This window comes from Salipiger sp. CCB-MM3 (assembly GCF_001687105.1).
In the GTDB taxonomy this organism is placed as follows: Bacteria; Pseudomonadota; Alphaproteobacteria; order Rhodobacterales; family Rhodobacteraceae; genus Salipiger.
In genome coordinates this window covers 2661584-2677121 of record NZ_CP014595.1, presented here as the reverse complement: position 1 = coordinate 2677121, position 15538 = coordinate 2661584, and the positions used below count along the sequence as shown (strand labels likewise).

At 66.5% G+C, this 15538-nt stretch carries 11 protein-coding genes; 5 read left to right on the top strand and 6 right to left on the bottom strand.

Annotation, left to right across the window (positions count from 1 at the left end; translation table 11 throughout):
• Nucleotides 1-303: 303 nt before the first annotated feature.
• The 4 genes from AYJ57_RS12850 to AYJ57_RS12835 are packed head-to-tail and all read right to left on the bottom strand — an operon-like array spanning nucleotide 304 to nucleotide 4278.
• The gene (locus AYJ57_RS12850) at nucleotides 304-861 is read right to left on the bottom strand and encodes a PqiC family protein (RefSeq protein WP_066105899.1); all 558 of its coding nucleotides are present in this window, start codon (nucleotides 859-861) and stop codon (nucleotides 304-306) included.
• A 14-nt stretch (nucleotides 862-875) separates the two neighbouring features.
• Nucleotides 876-2984, bottom strand: a complete 2109-nt coding sequence (locus AYJ57_RS12845) for an MlaD family protein (protein ID WP_066105896.1) — start codon at nucleotides 2982-2984, stop codon at nucleotides 876-878.
• Nucleotides 2981-3616, bottom strand: coding sequence for a paraquat-inducible protein A (locus AYJ57_RS12840; protein WP_066105893.1), 636 nt, complete (start codon nucleotides 3614-3616; stop codon nucleotides 2981-2983). The genes AYJ57_RS12845 and AYJ57_RS12840 overlap by 4 nt, the downstream gene beginning before the upstream one ends.
• Complete coding sequence (locus AYJ57_RS12835; RefSeq protein WP_083191240.1) at nucleotides 3583-4278, bottom strand: paraquat-inducible protein A; 696 nt, start codon at nucleotides 4276-4278, stop codon at nucleotides 3583-3585. Before AYJ57_RS12835 ends, AYJ57_RS12840 begins: the two co-directional genes overlap by 34 nt.
• A 187-nt stretch (nucleotides 4279-4465) precedes the next feature.
• On the opposite strand from AYJ57_RS12835, the gene AYJ57_RS12830 reads away from it, so the two are divergent.
• From AYJ57_RS12830 to AYJ57_RS12820, 3 genes are all read left to right on the top strand, one after another.
• Complete coding sequence (locus AYJ57_RS12830; protein ID WP_066105890.1) at nucleotides 4466-5503, top strand: histone deacetylase family protein; 1038 nt, start codon at nucleotides 4466-4468, stop codon at nucleotides 5501-5503.
• 32 nt (nucleotides 5504-5535) lie between these two features.
• The gene (locus tag AYJ57_RS12825; protein ID WP_066105888.1) at nucleotides 5536-6918 is read left to right on the top strand and encodes an aspartate aminotransferase family protein; all 1383 of its coding nucleotides are present in this window, start codon (nucleotides 5536-5538) and stop codon (nucleotides 6916-6918) included.
• Between the two features lie 225 nt (nucleotides 6919-7143).
• A complete protein-coding gene (locus AYJ57_RS12820) occupies nucleotides 7144-8136 on the top strand; it encodes a GntR family transcriptional regulator (protein ID WP_066105885.1) in 993 nt (330 codons plus the stop codon).
• Between the two features lie 96 nt (nucleotides 8137-8232).
• Here the strand turns inward: AYJ57_RS12820 and AYJ57_RS12815 are convergent, their stop codons facing one another.
• On the bottom strand, nucleotides 8233-9552 hold the full coding sequence (locus AYJ57_RS12815) for an outer membrane protein assembly factor BamB family protein (RefSeq protein WP_066105882.1): 1320 nt from the start codon (nucleotides 9550-9552) through the stop codon (nucleotides 8233-8235).
• A gap of 46 nt (nucleotides 9553-9598) precedes the next feature.
• Nucleotides 9599-10255 (bottom strand): tetratricopeptide repeat protein, encoded by a 657-nt coding sequence (locus AYJ57_RS12810; RefSeq protein ID WP_066105879.1) that lies wholly within the window; start codon nucleotides 10253-10255, stop codon nucleotides 9599-9601.
• A 254-nt stretch (nucleotides 10256-10509) separates the two neighbouring features.
• Between AYJ57_RS12810 and AYJ57_RS12805 the strand changes: the two genes are divergently transcribed.
• Nucleotides 10510-11829, top strand: coding sequence for an efflux RND transporter periplasmic adaptor subunit (locus AYJ57_RS12805; RefSeq protein ID WP_066105876.1), 1320 nt, complete (start codon nucleotides 10510-10512; stop codon nucleotides 11827-11829).
• Nucleotides 11826-15518 carry an efflux RND transporter permease subunit gene (locus AYJ57_RS12800; protein WP_066105874.1) on the top strand — a complete coding sequence of 1231 codons (3693 nt, stop codon included), beginning with the start codon at nucleotides 11826-11828 and terminating at the stop codon, nucleotides 15516-15518. Before AYJ57_RS12805 ends, AYJ57_RS12800 begins: the two co-directional genes overlap by 4 nt.
• Nucleotides 15519-15538: the final 20 nt, after the last annotated feature.

Here is a 15538-nt window from a genome sequence, read left to right as displayed (position 1 = left end):
GAGAGGCATTCGCCCGAGTGGCTGACACCACGGACCGCGCCGCGATGGTTCCTCTCGGCAGCTTGCCCCACCAAATCTCTACCTAGGGTCAATTCGGTAACTATTTGTTAACTTTCTCTCAAGCTCATCTCGAAGCGCACGCTGCGCGTTTCCGCAAGACCCAAGCAACTTTGCCACAGTGTGATGCGGGTCTTTGCAGCCCTGAGGAGAGTTCTGACGCGGCCTCCGCAACGAAAAACGCCGCGCCCGGAGCCGGGCACGGCGCTTCAAATGAGCATATGCGAGATTTGCCTTGGTGCCAGTTCAGCGCGACAGGTCGCTGGCGATCCGGTCGGCAAGCTGATCGGTGGCCGCGCCCGCCGCCGCCGCGATGCCTGCGGCCCCGGTGGAGGGCAGCTGCGTACGGATGTCGAACCGCGTCACCCGCTCGCGGATGATCCGGTCGTAGGACGAGAGCGCATATTGGCCCGAAAGCTCGAAGGTGCCGTTCGCCCGCGCCACCATCGAGGAGACGCGCACATGCACCGCCGCCTGCGACGGCTCTTCCAGCGGCCAAGGCTCGGCGGCGACGGTGGCGCTGCTGATCAGGCCCAGCCGCTCAGCGAGGCTTTGGGTCATGGCGCGGCGCGGATCGTCGGCCCAGAGCGCGCTTTCCACTTGGGTGAGCGCGCCGCTGGCATCCTCGATCAGGATCTCCGAGGCCTCGGCATACGCGGGCAGCGAGACCTCGCGCACCTCCAGCGTCGACACGGCGAGGCGCTGTGCGGTCACCGGCGCGGCGCTGTCGATCCGATAGCGCGGCTCGGTGCCGCAAGCGGCAAGCAGCGGGAGCAGGAGAAGCGGCAGGAATTTCATAGTCATGGTCATCTTTCCTCTCAGCGCCCGAAGAGCAGCGAGTTGGGATTGCGTTCGATCGAGCGGGCGAGCTTGTTGAGCGCCTCTGCAGCGCTCTGCACCTCGCGCAGCGCCGAGACGGTCTGGCGGTTGAAGGCGGACTGGCCATCATAGCCAGAGATCACCGACTCCGCCTCGGCCACCAGCCGCTGGATGCGGGCCGAAAGCTCGGGCAGCGTGGCGACCGCCTCTTCCACCGCCGCGGCGGCGTCACGAGCAGAGGCCAGCGTGGCGTTGGTGTTCTCGACCACCCCGCCAGCGCGCAATTCGGCCAGCGCGCCCTGCGCCTCCTGCAGCATCGCAGAAAGGTCGGACGGCAGCTGCCGCGTGCTGTCCTGATCGACGAATTTGCCTGCACCATCGAGGAACTCCCCGGCCTCGGCCACGAAGCTCTCGAGGTCCAGCGCAGTGGCCTTCTGCGTCAGCGCGCGCAGGTCTTCGATCAGACCGGGCACACCGGCGGCGCTTTCCTCGACCGAACCGGCCACCGAGGTGACCTCTTCGGCAGCGGCCTCGGCGGCTTCCAGCGCCGACACCAGCTGGGTGATCGCCCCGGCGTTGCGCATGTCTTCGATCACCCCGCGCAGATCGGCCACGGCGCCGCGAAGCTCGCCCGGAATGGCTTGGGTCTCATCGCTGCCAAGCAGGCCCCGCGCGTCTTCGACAAGGCCGATCACAGCGTCAGGCGCGTCGCGCAGGCGCGGGTTCGCGGCGAAGCTTTCGATCGACGACAGCGTGTCGATGGCCTGATCCATCAGGTCTTCGACCGGCAGATCGTTGATGCGTTGGAACAGGCCCTCGGCAGTGGCGGTGACATCGGGCAGATCCGACGGCACCGACGGAATAAGCGGCGCGTCCTGCGCGAAGATGCCGAAAGTGGCGGGCGCGGCGTCGGGGATCTCTGCAAGCTCGACCACCAGCGACTGGCTGAACAGGTTCTGCGAGGCCAGCCGTGCGCGCAGCCCGTTCTTCACCGCGTTCGACAAGAAGGCGATGGTCTCCGCTTGCGGCGCTTCCTCATCCAGACCCAGCGCGCGCGGGTCGATCGAGAGCGTTGTGCGCAGGCGGACCGATTGTTCTTCGCCCTCGCCGTCGATGAAGGCACCGATCTCGGTCACCCGGCCAATGCGCAGGCCGCGGTAGGTGACGGCCGAACCGACCTCGAGTCCGCGCACCGACTCGTCGAACTCTGCGGTGAGCTCCACGGCGTTGGAGATGGTCTCGGAGAACAGGCTGTCGCGGGCCGACTCCTCGTCGTCATAAAGGTCGAAGGCATAGCCTGCGGGCACCGGGTTGCCGCCCGACACCACCGTGTCGAAGGCGAGGCCGCCACGGATCAGCGCCGCGACCGAGCCCACCGACAGGTTGAGCCCGCTGGGACCGAAGTTCACCGAGAACCCCGAGGTGTCCCAAAAGCGCGTCGCGGTGGTGATGCGGCGATCGTTGGGCGCCTCGATAAAGGCATCCACGGCGACGCCATTGCCGCGCTCGAGCAGACGCGGCGTTTCGATCCGGCCCACTTCGATGCCCTGATAGAAGATCGGCGCACCGGGCGACAGCTGGGTGCCGTCCTCGGCGCGGATGGTGATGCGCGTGCCCTTCACGCCCGGACGCACCAGTGGTGTCTCGTCGAGGCCGCGGAACTTTGTGGTGCCGCCAGCGCCCTCTTGCGGAGTGAAGCCCGCCTCGATGTAGACGCCCGACAGCACGGTCGACAGGCCCGAGATGCCCGAGGCGGAGACCTCGGGGCGGACCACCCAGAACTCGGCATCCGAGGGCAGCGAGTCGACGACATTGCGATCAATGCGCGCCTTGATCTCGACGGTGGCCAGATCGCCCGCGAATTCCACCTCCTCGACCGTGCCGATGATCACGTCGCGGTAGCGGATGGTTGTTTCCTCGGCGGTGATACCCGCCGCGTTCTCAAAGGTGATCTCGATCAGCGCGCCGCGTTCGGCAAAGCTCTGCCACGCGATGAACAGCGTCACCGCGATGGCCGCCAGCGGCACCAGCCAGACCAGCGAGAGGTTGCGCCAGACAGACCGGCGCTTGGGCTCGACCGACATCTGCGCCGGTTTCGGATCACTCATTCTTTGTCACTTTCACTCGCGTCCCAGATCAGCCTTGGGTCGAAGCTCTGCGCCGAAAGCATTGTAAATGCAACGGAAAGCGCAAAGCTGATGGCTGCAATCCCGGGGTTGATGGCGGCGGCGAAATCCATCTGCACAAGGGCCGTCAGGATCGCCACCACAAAAACGTCGATCATCGACCAGCGGCCGACGAATTCCACTACCTCGTAGAGATGCTGGCGTTTGCCCGGAGAGAGTTTCACCCGATGCGTCACGCTCAGCGCCAGATAGGCGATGGCGATGAACTTGGCGACGGGGATCATGATCGAGGCAAAGAACACGATCCCCGCGATGCCGTAGCTGCCATGGTGGATAAGGTCGACCACCCCGCCGAAGATCGTGCTGTTGGTGGTCTTGCCCAGCATGGTGGTCTTCAGCATGGGATAGACATTGGCGGGCACATAGACCACCAGCCCTGCGCCCAGCCACGCCCAGACCCGCTGCAGCGAGGTATCGTCGCGGCTCGACAGATGCGAGCCGCAGCGCTCGCAGCGCTCGGGGCCCGGCACATGGACCTTGCCGCATTCGGTGCAGGCGATCATGCCCGCGGCGCGCGCGGTCAGGACTCGCGGCGCGCTTCCAGCGTCTTCCATAGGGTTACCCTGCACATGAATGTATCTTTGAGCACGGTCACGAGGACCAATGCCACGAAGGCCCAGAACGCCGGTCCGATCGACAGATGCGCCAGCCCCGCCACTTTCACAAGCGCCACGGCGACGCCGACGATGAACACCTCGGCCATGGCCCAGGGCCGCAGGTGATCGGCGAGACGGAAAAAGAACTCGGCATGGCGCGCCGGACGGTGGCCAAAGGCCATGGGCGCCATCACGTAGACCAGCGACAGAAAGCGGATCGACGGCAGGATCACGATCAGCGCCGCCATGACGATGGTCAGCGGCGCGGTCATCCCGTTCGAGAAGGCGAGGATCGTGTCGAGCAGCGAACTGCGCTGCACCCTCCCCGCCACCGAAAGTTCAAGGAACGGAAAGAAGATCGCCGCCACCATCAGCACCAGCGCCGACAGCGCCAGCATGATGATCCGCGTCATCGCCGAGGTGCGCGGCGCCTCCAGCACCTCGTGGCAGCGCACGCAGCGCGCGGTCTCGCCGGGGGCGATGTCGCGCTCTTCATGCAGCGTGTCACACAAGGGGCAGGCAATAAGACGCTCGGCCTGCTCCGCGGTGAAGGCGGGCGGCGGCAGGACCGGATTGATCTCCGGCGGGAGTTCTTCAGCAACCACATCGGCGAGGCTCATGCGCCCAATCTAGAGTTCCCCGCACCCCAAGGAAAGGTCTGAGCGTCCAGAGCTTTGCCGTTGCCCGCGAAGCAGGCAGCGGGTGTGCTTTCGGGGTGGCACCTCCGTAGAATTGTCGACAATCCACATTCGACTCGCTACCACGTGGGACAGAATGCCACTGCAAGACCGGAGGTCCCGACTGCCCATGAGATGTTTCTACGCTCCCGAAACCGAAGGTCATGATCCGCAGTTCCGCCTCACCCATGGCACCGTCGTGCGCAACGCCGAGCGCGCCGAACGTGCCAAGCTGCTGCTCGAAGGGCTGTCGCGCCTCGATCTGACCGCCGAGACCCCGCCCGAAGCGCCGCGCGCCGCCTATGAGGCGGTGCATACGCCCGAGTTCGTCCGCTTTCTCGAAACCGGCTGGGAAGAATGGCAGAAGCTGCCGAACGCCGGGCCCGAGGTTGTGCCTAACGTCTTTCCGCGCGGCGAAGTGACCACCTACCCCGAGACGATCATCGCCCGTGCGGGCTGGCACATGTCCGACACCTCTGCCCCGATCGGCGCGAAAAGCTGGGAGGCGACGCGCCGCTCGGCAGATTGCGCCGTGGCCGCGGCCAACGCGGTGATCGACGGCGCCCCCGCCGCCTATGCGTTGTGCCGTCCGCCCGGGCACCACACCACCGCCGATGTGGCGGGCGGTCACTGCCTGATGAATGTCACCGCCATCGCCGCGCAACAGCTGCGCACCGCGCATGAACATGTGGCGGTGCTGGATATCGACGTGCACCACGGCAATGGCACGCAGGCGATCTTTTATGACCGCGCCGATGTGCTGATGGTCTCGGTCCACGCCGAGACCCATGACTACTACCCGTTCTACACCGGCTATGCCCACGAAACCGGCGCCGGAGCCGGTCAGGGGTTCAACCTCAACCTGCCGCTGCCGCGCAGCACCACCTCGGAGGCATGGCTTGCCGCGGTCGATCAGGGGCTGGAGCGGATCAAGGCCTATGCGCCGGGCGCGCTGGTGCTCAGCCTCGGGCTCGACGCGCATGAAAATGACCCCCTTGACGGCATGAAGGTCAGCTTCGATGGTTTCGCCGAAGCCGGACGCCGGATTGCCGCGGCGGGGCTCCCCACGGTGATCGTACAGGAAGGCGGGTATCTCTCGCCCGATCTGCCCACATCCCTCGCCGCCTTCATGGGCGGTTTCCTCGGCAAGGACCCGCGCGCGGCCTGACGGCGCGCATCTGGAATTCGGAGACATATGACATGAACAAGATCCCCAACTCGCTGCACGCCTCGGACATCGCGCACAGCATGCACCCCTACACCAACATGCGTCTGCATGAGGAACAGGGGCCGATGATCATCACGCGTGGCGAGGGTGTCCACGTCTACGATTCCGAAGGCAAGGAATACATCGAAGGGCTCGCGGGCCTGTGGTCGGTCGCCGTGGGCTTCTCGCAGCCGCGCCTGACCGAAGCGGCGGCCAAGCAGATGGCCGAGCTGCCCTATTACCATACCTTCGCCCACAAGGCGCATGAGCCCTCGATCCGCCTCGCCGAGAAGCTGGCCGAGATGACCCCCGAGGGCATGGACCGCGTGTTCTTCACCAACTCGGGCTCCGAGGCGAACGACACCGTCATCAAGATGGTCTGGTTCTACAACAACGCCCTTGGCCGCCCCGAGAAGAAGAAGTTCCTCGCCCGCAACAAGGCCTACCACGGCATCACCATCGCCTCGGGCTCGCTCACCGGCCTGCCGGCGAACCACAAGGATTTCGACCTGCCGGCAATCCCGGTGACCCACCTCACCTGCCCGCACTACTGGAAGTGGGCCGAGGAAGGCGAGACCGAGGCCGACTTCACCGCGCGCCTGCTGAAAGAGGCCGAGGACACCATCCTTGCGGAAGGTCCCGAGACCATCGCCGGTTTCATCGGCGAGCCGGTGATGGGCGCTGGCGGCGTGATGACCCCGCCCGAGGGCTACTGGCCGGGCATCCGCGCGCTCTGCGACAAGTATGACATCCTGCTGGTCTCGGACGAGGTGATCAACGGCTTCGGTCGCTGCGGCACCCCCTTCGGCTGCGAGAAGTATGGCTTCACCCCCGACATCATGGTCACCTCGAAGCAGCTGACCTCGTCCTACATGCCGCTCGCCGCGATCATCGTGAACGACAAGGTCTACAACACCATCGCCGATCACACCGCCAAGCTGGGCACCTTCGGCCACGGTTTCACCGGCTCGGGCCACCCCGTCGCCTGCGCCGTGGGTCTTGAGAACCTCAAGATCATCGAAGAGCAGGACCTGATGGGCAACGCCGCCCGTCTCGAAGCCAAGTTCCAGGAAGGTCTGCGCAAGTTTGCCGATCACCCGCTGGTGGGCGAAGTGCGCGGCGTCGGCCTGATCGGCGGCATCGAACTGGCCAAGGACAAGGCAAAGCGCCAGAGCTTCGAGCCCGGCGGCAAGGTCGCCCCGCAGGTGGTGAAATTCTGCGCCGAAGAGGGCCTCATCCTGCGCGCGGTCTATGAGACAGTCGCGCTCTGCCCGCCGCTGATCGTCACCGAGGAAGACATCGACAAGATCCTCGCGCGGCTCGGCAAGGCGCTCGACCGTGGCTGGGAATGGGTGCAGGCCGAAGGTCTGGTCTGACCGCTACGAATCTGCAGATAGTTTCGAGGGCGCCCTCGCGGCGCCCTTTTTCCTGCAATTCCTGTGCCGCCAAGCCTTTTGTCGGGCCCATCTGACCGGTATTGCGACAATATTTCGACACCGGACGTGTTAAACTTCAGCTTTACAGATCTTTCGCATTCAAAATAAAAAATATATCTCTATGCATCGCTTGCCCATTTTCCTCGCTTTGACCAATGCACTCCGATGACCAGTAAACAGGCCCAACTTGACGAAGCGCTGACCCGCATCGCCGCCGCCATCGATCTTGAGTCCAGCGTTCCCGTTCCGCAGCAGTTGCGCGGTGCACTGGAGTTTGGCATCGCCTCCGGCCAGCTTCCCATTGGGGCCCGCCTGCCCTCGGTGCGCAGCATGGCGCGCAAGCTCAGCCTCTCGCCGGTGACGGTCAGCAACGTCTACGCGGCGCTGCAAGGCGCGGGCCATCTGGAGGGGCGCGTGGGCTCTGGCACATTTGTCAGTCGCAACGCACCGGTGGCCGACCCCGAGAAATTCCACGCGCTGGAAAAGGCGATCAGCGAGCTTATCGCCCTCGCGCGGGACTGCGGCATCAGCCGCGACGATCTGGCGACCCGCATCGGCATGGACCGCACCAGCGGCGAGCGCCCGCTGCGTCTGCTCATGCTGGGCAATTTCACCGCCGCGACGCGGGATTATGCCGCCGATGTGCGCCCTCATCTGCCGCTTGGCGACAGCATCGAGACAGCGATCCTCGACGATATTTCCGAAGACCCGCCGCAGGGCTACGATCTGGTCCTGACGCCGCGCACCCTGCTGCCGCAGGCGCGCGCGCTGTTTCCGGACATCGAAGTTCTGGGGCTGACCGTCCTGCCGAATGAGGCGACGCGCGTCGCGCTTGCGGCGATCCCGCCCACTGCGGCGGTGGTGGGCTATTCCTATTTCCCCACCTATGTGTCGATGATGAAAGCCAATCTTTTGCGCTACGCCCCGCATCTGGCACGGCTCGACATGGTGGTGCGCGGCGACGAAAGCGAGGCGGCGCGCGCCAAGATCACGAGCGCCGACGTGCTGGTCTATTCCACGGGCGCAGAGCAGATGGCGGCGCATTTGCAGCCCGGACAAAGCGCCTTCGAATACCGCCACAGCCCCGACAGTGCCGAGCTTCGCGAAGAACTGTTGCCGATGCTGGAGCGCTGCCGCCAGAGGCCCGCGCGGGGCTGACACCCAGACTGCGGCGGCCACCCGCCATTATAGAAAAAGGGCGTCCCCATCGCTGGGAACGCCCTTTTCTTATCTCTTGCCGTATGCGGTCGACGCTCAGCGATAGCCATGCAGCGTGCCGTCGCCCGAGACCACATAGAGCGTGCCGCCCGAAACAATCGGGCGCGTGGTCGCGCCGCCTTCGATCGGCGTGGTGCCCACAAGCTGGCCAGAGGCCGGATCAAAGGCCCGCAGCACCCCGTCCGAAGAGGCGACGATCAGCCGCCCACCCGCAAGGATCGGGCCGTGGTGCACAAAGGCGCTGTCGCGGCGCTTCTGCGGACGCCGCACCGGCTCGTAGCCCGGCAGGTCAACCGCCCAGATTTGCGCGCCAGTGTCCGCGTTAAGCCGCACCAACTGGTTCTGATCCGAGACCAGATAGACGGAATCGCCCACCGGCCAGACCGGGTCGAGCGCGCCCATGCGCGCCGTCCACAGCCGCTCGCCGCTGGCAAGGCTCAGCGCCACAACACGGCCCGAGTGGTTGCCCACATAGACCTTGCCGTTCGAGATCAGCGGATCGCCGGTGATATCGGTGATCGTCGCCAGCGCGCTGCCGGTGCGGCTGCCCGCCACATCGGCGCTCCAACGCCGCAGCCCGCCCTGGCGGAAGGCCGCCTGAACCGCGCCCGATCCGAAGGCAAAAACGACGATCTCGCCGTCGAGCGCAGGCGCCGGGGCCCCGGCGACATTGTTGTAATCCTCGGGGTAGTCGATGCGCCAGCGCACGCGGCCCGTGTCGGCCTCGATTGCCCAGCCGACGGAATCGCCGGAGGTCAGATAGACCAGCCCGCCCCGCACTGTCGGCGCACCGGTGGCCGTGCCGCCCAGTTGCTGCGTCCAGACCTCGGCGCCGGTGGCGACATCAAGCGCGCTCACCTTGCCAAAGCCCGAGGCCACGTAGAGCCGATTGCCCTCGACCGCGAGACCGCCGCCCTGCGCCTGTTTCGCCTGATCGCGGCTCGGCACCATGCTCTTTTGCCACAGCACGCTGCCGTTGGTTCCCACGGCGCTGACCGTGTGGCCCGAGTCCATTGTGAAGATGCGCCCGCCTGCGGCCACGGGATCGACGTTGAGCCGCGCCCGCTTACCATCGCCCGACCCGATCGACGTGGCGAAAACCTGCTGCAGCGGCAGCGACAGCGCCGCGTGGTTGCTGCGCGCGAAGGGCGAGACCGGGCTTTGCGCCGCAAGCCCGCCGGTGGCCGCGCCGACCGAGACCGGGGCCGCGCGGTTGGTGGGCGTGGCCTCTGCCGAGCCGCCCTCAAGCACCTCATGGACACCCAGCCGTTCGCCGGTGAGCACCGCTTCGGGACGCTCGCAGGCGCTCAGCGCCGTCAGCCCCAAAAGCGCCGCGGAAATCGTGGTGATGCGCAAAACACTGCTCCCGTCAAACTTTGTCACTGCCGCGTCGCGGTCCGGTTCAGCCCGCATCGGGCTCGCCACCGAGCGCCACAATCAACTGCGTTGCGCGCTGGCGCAAGCCCGCGGTGATCTCGGCATCCTGCAGGATACGCTGCAGTTTTTCGAGGGCCGCGTCGCTGTCGCCCGCCTTGATGTCGAGCAGCGCAAGCTGTTCCTCGGCCAGCAGACGCAGCGGCTTGCCGGGCACGGCCAGCGCTTCGAGACGCACGCGGCGCTCATCGTCCGACAGGCCCGAATCCGTGCGGCTGACCGCCTTGAAGGCTGCGATCTCGCGGTAAATCTCGGGAAGCCCCTCTTCCGAGGCCGCCTGCTCCAGCAGCGCGGCGGCGGCTGCGGGGTCCTCAGCGTTGACCAGCTCGCTGGCGGCCAGCATGTCGGTCACGGCGGCGCCTTCCGGGCTTGGTGCGGTCACCGCCTGCAGCGCCTCGGCGCGATCCGCCGGTGCGTCGGTGTCGATGGCGCTACGCAGCGCGTCCCCAAAGGCTTGCGCCTGCGCTTGCCGCTGCACCGCGCTGTATTCGCGCCATGCCGCGCCGCCGACGATGGCCAGAACCACCACGACGCCAACCCAGCCATAGCGCTTGAGCAGCGCGAAGAGCCGGTCGCGACGGACCTCCTCGGTCACCTCATCGATGAAACTGTCGGTATTGCTCACGGGCTGCCTCGTCTTTCGAATGTTGCCCTCTCTTAACGCGGCTGGCGCAGGCTGCCAAGGCCAAGCCCGCGCAGCCATTGCCACATCCCCAGCTCCGCCGAAGACTGGGCAGGCGTGGCAGAACGCCGCTTGAACGGTTTCCAAAATACCGTATTCTGAACTGGTCAGTTCAGTCACATCTCCGCGCGGCCCCGCGCAACTGGGGCAACCGCCCTGCCACGCCTTGGCGCGGCAGCGAACACGGGAAGCCCAGCATGAAACTCATCTCTATTCTCACCGCACTTGTGGTTGCCGCCGTGCTCTACGCGGTGGTGCTCGACCGCGAGCGGCTGATGGGCTGGGCGCGCGGCGGCGCGCCGGAAGGCAGTGCTGCGCAAACCTCCGACAGCACCGCAGCCACCGATGCGCCGCAAGAGCCGCAGGCGACGCCCCCCGAGCCCGGGGCGGTGGCGGTCATGGCGCGCCACTCCAAAGCGCAGGAGATCGACGATGCCGTGCTGCTGCGCGGCGAGACGCAGGCCTCGCGCGAGGTCGAGGTGCTGGCCGAGGCAGGTGGCCGGGTGATTTCCGAACCGCTGCCCAAGGGCACGATGGTCGACGCGGGCGAAGTTCTGTGCAAGCTCGACCCCGGCACCACCGGCGCGGCGCTCACCGAGGCCGAAGCCCGGCTTGCCGAGGCCCGCGCGCAGCGCCCGCAAACCGAGGCCGCCCTGCCCGAGGCCGAGGCGGTGCTGGCGCAGGCTCAGGCCGCCGTGGCCGAGGCCGAGATCAACCTCACCGCCGCGCGCGAGCTGTCGCAGGGCGGCTATTCCTCGCGCACCACCGTCGCTTCTGCCGAGGCCAAGATGCGCGCCGCCGAGGCCAGCGTCCGCAGCGCCGAGGCCGGGCTCGAAGCCGCACGCGCCGGCACCGACAGCCTCGAAGCGTCGATCCAGAGCGCCGAAGCCGCCGTCGCCAGCGCCCGCAAGGCGGTGGACAATCTCACCATCACCGCGCCCTTCGCGGGCGTGCTGGAAAGCGACACCGCCGAGCTTGGCCTGCTGATGAGCACCACCGGCAACGCCAGCTGCGCGCATGTGCTGAAGCTCGATCCGATCCGGCTGGTGGGCTACGCCCCCGAGGCCGACATCACCCGCGTCACGCTGGGCGCGCGCGCCGGGGCGCCGATCGCGGGCGAGATGTGGCAGGGCGAGGTGACCTTTGTGTCGCGTCAGGCCGATGAGACCACCCGCACCTTCCGCGTCGAGGTGACTTTGGCCAACCCCGATCTGAAACTGCGCGCCGGGCAGACCGCGCGCATCCTGATCGAAGCCGCCGGTGCCATGGCGCATCTGCTGCCGCAAAGCGCGCTCACGCTGAACGACGATGGCCGCATGGGGCTGCGCATTGTAAGCGCCGAGCTGACCGCGCAATTCGTGCCCGTCAGCATCCTCCGCGACACGCCCGAGGGGGTCTGGGTGGCTGGGCTGCCCGATGAAGTGGACGTGATCACGCTGGGGCAGGAATATGTCACCGATGGCGTGCCGGTGGCTCCGAGCTATCAAGAGATCATCCCGGAGGAGATGAGCCAATGACCGGCATCGTCGACTGGGCCGCGCAACGCGCCCGCATGGTGCTGGCCTTCATCGTGCTGTCGATCGTCGCCGGGGCCTTTGCCTATGCCACTCTGCCCAAAGAGGGTGAGCCCGACATCGAGATCCCCGCGCTTTTCGTCTCGGTGCCCTTCCCCGGCATCTCGGCAGAGGATTCCGAGACGCTGCTGGTCAAGCCGATGGAAACCGAGCTTTCCGACATCGACGGTCTCGACAAGATCAGCGGCGTCGCCTCCGAAGGCTACGCCGGTGTCGCCATGGAGTTCGAGTTCGGCTGGAACCGCACCGAGACCATGGCCGAAGTGCGCGACGCGATGACCAAGGCCGAGGCGAAATTCCCCGAAGGAGCCGAGCAATACACGATCTCCGAGATCAACTTCTCGGAGTTTCCGATCATCATTGTCTCGCTGACCGGCCCCCTGCCCGAGCGCACCATGGCGCGTGTCGCCAAGGATCTGCAGGACCGGGTCGAGGCGCTCGACTCGGTGCTGGAGGCGGGCATCGCGGGCAACCGCGACGAGATGCTGGAGGTGGTGATCGACCCGCTGAAGCTGGAAAGCTACAACGTCACCGCCAACGAGCTGATCCAGACCGTTCAGAACAACAATCAGCTCATCGCCGCGGGTGAAGTCCGCAGCGAGCGCGGCACCTTCTCGGTGAAAATCCCATCGAGCTTCCGCGAGCCGCAGGACATTTTCGATCTGCCGATCAAGGTGAACGGCGACCGGGTGGTGACGCTGGGCGATCTTGCCGACATTCGCCTTACCTTCGAGGACCGCACCGGCACCGCGCGCTTCAACGGCGATACGGCGGTGGCGCTGCAGGTGGTCAAGCGCAAGGGCTACAACCTCATCGACACCGCGGCGGCGGTGCGCGAGACCGTTGCCGAGGCGCAGGACGGCTGGCCGCAAGAGCTGCGCGCCACGGTGGTGGTCGAGGAAAGCAACGACCAGTCGCGGATCGTGGATTCCATGGTCAGCCAGCTTGAAGGCGCGGTGCTGACCGCCATCGCGCTGGTGATGATCGTGGTGCTGGGCTCGCTCGGCACCCGCGCGGCGCTGCTGGTGGGCTTTGCCATCCCCACCTCGTTCCTGCTGTGCTTCGTGCTGCTGGCGGTCATGGGCATCACCATCTCGAACATCGTGATGTTCGGGCTGATCCTTGCGGTGGGCATGCTGGTCGATGGCGCGATCGTCGTGGTGGAATACGCCGACAAGCGCATCTCGGAAGGCGTCGGGCCGATGCACGCCTATGTGGAGGCGGCCAAACGGATGTTCTGGCCGGTGGTCAGCTCCACCGCCACCACGCTTTGTGCCTTCCTGCCGATGCTGTTCTGGCCGGGGGTGGCGGGCGAATTCATGGGCATGCTGCCGGTGACGCTGATCTTTGTGCTCTCGGCCTCACTGATCGTCGCTCTGGTCTATCTGCCGGTGATGGGCGGCGTCTCGGGGCGGTTCTCGCGCCTGCTGCACAATGCCTCGCTTGGCCTGCGCAAGCTAGTGAAGACATGGCCCATGCGCGCGGCGCTGGTGCCCTTGGCGCTGGGGGGCATGCTGCTGGGGGCGCTGCTGGTGCTGAACCCCTCGCTGCTTGGCTTCACCCTCATCGAAGGACGCGGCGCACGGGCACCGGGCATCGTGATCTTTCTGATCTCGGCGGTCATGGCTTCGATCACGCTCGACGCCGCGCAGATCGAGCGCAAGCGCACCAAGGTGCGCAAGACCTACCGCCGCACGATTTTTGGCCGGGTGATCCAGCTGGTCACCGGGAACCCGGTGATGCCGCTGGTGACCATCGGCGCGGTGATCTTCTTCGTGATCTCGGTCTTCGGCTATTACGGGCAGAACAACAACGGCACCGAGTTCTTCACCGAAAGCGAGCCGGAGCAGGCCATTGTCTATGTCCGCGCCCGCGGCAACCTCTCGCTGGCCGAGAAGGACGCGCTGGTCAAACGGGCCGAGCAGATCGTTTTGGCGCACCCCGGCATCGAGACTGCCTTCTCCTTTGCTGGCGACGGCGGGCTGGAGTCGAACACCGGCGGCGCGCAGCCGCCCACCGACACCATCGGGCAGATCCAGCTTGAGGTGGTGCCGTGGGAAGATCGCCGCAACCAGCCCGAGCTGGACGGCGATATCGTTCTGGCCGAACTGACCGAGGACCTGTCGACCATCCCCGGCGTCGAGACCGAGATCCTCAACCTCGCCATGGGCCCCGCCTCGGCCAAGCCGGTGCACTTGCGGCTCAAGGGCGACAATTGGGACGATCTGCTGGCGGCCGCGGGCACCGCGCGGCAGCAGTTCGACGGCACCGCCGGGCTGCGGCTCATCGAAGACACCCGTCCCCTGCCCGGCATCGACTGGCAGATCGACGTCGACGTGGAAGAGGCCGGACGCTACGGCGCCGATGTGGCCACCGTGGGTGCCATGGTGCAGCTTGTGACGCGCGGCGTGACGCTCGACACCATGCCGGTGGACAGCTCAGACGAAGAGATCGACATCCGCGTCCGCCTGCCCGAGGAGAACCGGGTGCTCTCGACGCTCGACAACCTGCGGGTGCGCACCACCGAGGGGCTGATCCCCCTGTCGCATTTCATCACCCGCACGCCGGTGCCGAAGCTTGCCGAGATCAACCGCGAAGGCCGCAAGCGCCATTTCGACCTGAAGGCGGGCGTGGCCGAGGGGCTGGTGAAATTCACCTCTGATGGCGCGGTGCTTGGCTATGGCCGCGAGGCCACGGACGGCGCGGTGAGCCTGCGCGGCACCGGCTATGACATCACCAGCACCGAGGCGGGCGTGGCGGCCAGCGCCATCACCGACGCGGCGCAGGCGGGCACGCTCGCCTCTGTGCCCGTGACCGCCAACGAGCGCATCGCCACGCTGACCGAATGGCTGCAAGACGCCCCGTTGCCGGATGGCATCAGTTGGGAATGGACCGGGGATCAAGAAGAGGAAGCCGAAAGCCAAGCCTTCCTCACGCAGGCCTTCGCCGCGGCACTGGGTCTGATGTTCATCATCCTGCTGGCGCAGTTCAACAGCTTCTACAATTCGGTGCTGGTGCTGCTGGCGGTGATCCTGTCGACCGCCGGGGTGTTCCTTGGGATGATCGTGCTCGACCAGACCTTCTCGATCATCATGTCGGGCACCGGTGTGGTGGCGCTGGCGGGCATCGTGGTGAACAACAACATCGTGCTGATCGACACCTTTCAGGACTATTCGCGCTACATGCCCCGGCTCGAGGCCATCGTGCGCACCGCCGAGGACCGCATCCGCCCGGTGCTGCTGACCACGATCACCACCATCGCGGGCCTTTTCCCGATGATGATCGGCCTCAGCCTCGACTTCTTCGGCGGCGGCTACACGCTCAACGCGCCGACCTCGCTGTGGTGGAAGCCGCTGGCCTCGGCGGTGGTCTTCGGCCTGTCGGTGGCGACGGTGCTGACGCTGGTCTTCACCCCCGCCATGCTAGCGCTGCGGGTGTGGCTCTCGACCTACGCGCATTGGCTGGCGCGGCTGCTCGCGATCGCCTCCTTCGGGCGCGGCAGTCGGGCCGCACGGGACTGGGCGTTGCAGCGCGAGGCGCGCAAGGTGAAGGCGCCGCTGATCCTCTGGGACGACCCCGACGCGGCTGGCAGCAGCCCCGGCGCGACCAGTTCCATGCGCGCGGCGGAATGACGCCCGCCATGGTACCGAGA

Coding starts and splice junctions, on each gene's coding strand:
- AYJ57_RS12850 (WP_066105899.1), bottom strand. CDS start 861: ATGACTATGAAATTCCTGCCGCTTCTCCTGCTCCCGCTGCTTGCCGCT.
- AYJ57_RS12845 (WP_066105896.1), bottom strand. CDS start 2,984: ATGAGTGATCCGAAACCGGCGCAGATGTCGGTCGAGCCCAAGCGCCGG.
- AYJ57_RS12840 (WP_066105893.1), bottom strand. CDS start 3,616: ATGGAAGACGCTGGAAGCGCGCCGCGAGTCCTGACCGCGCGCGCCGCG.
- AYJ57_RS12835 (WP_083191240.1), bottom strand. CDS start 4,278: ATGAGCCTCGCCGATGTGGTTGCTGAAGAACTCCCGCCGGAGATCAAT.
- AYJ57_RS12830 (WP_066105890.1), top strand. CDS start 4,466: ATGAGATGTTTCTACGCTCCCGAAACCGAAGGTCATGATCCGCAGTTC.
- AYJ57_RS12825 (WP_066105888.1), top strand. CDS start 5,536: ATGAACAAGATCCCCAACTCGCTGCACGCCTCGGACATCGCGCACAGC.
- AYJ57_RS12820 (WP_066105885.1), top strand. CDS start 7,144: ATGACCAGTAAACAGGCCCAACTTGACGAAGCGCTGACCCGCATCGCC.
- AYJ57_RS12805 (WP_066105876.1), top strand. CDS start 10,510: ATGAAACTCATCTCTATTCTCACCGCACTTGTGGTTGCCGCCGTGCTC.
- AYJ57_RS12800 (WP_066105874.1), top strand. CDS start 11,826: ATGACCGGCATCGTCGACTGGGCCGCGCAACGCGCCCGCATGGTGCTG.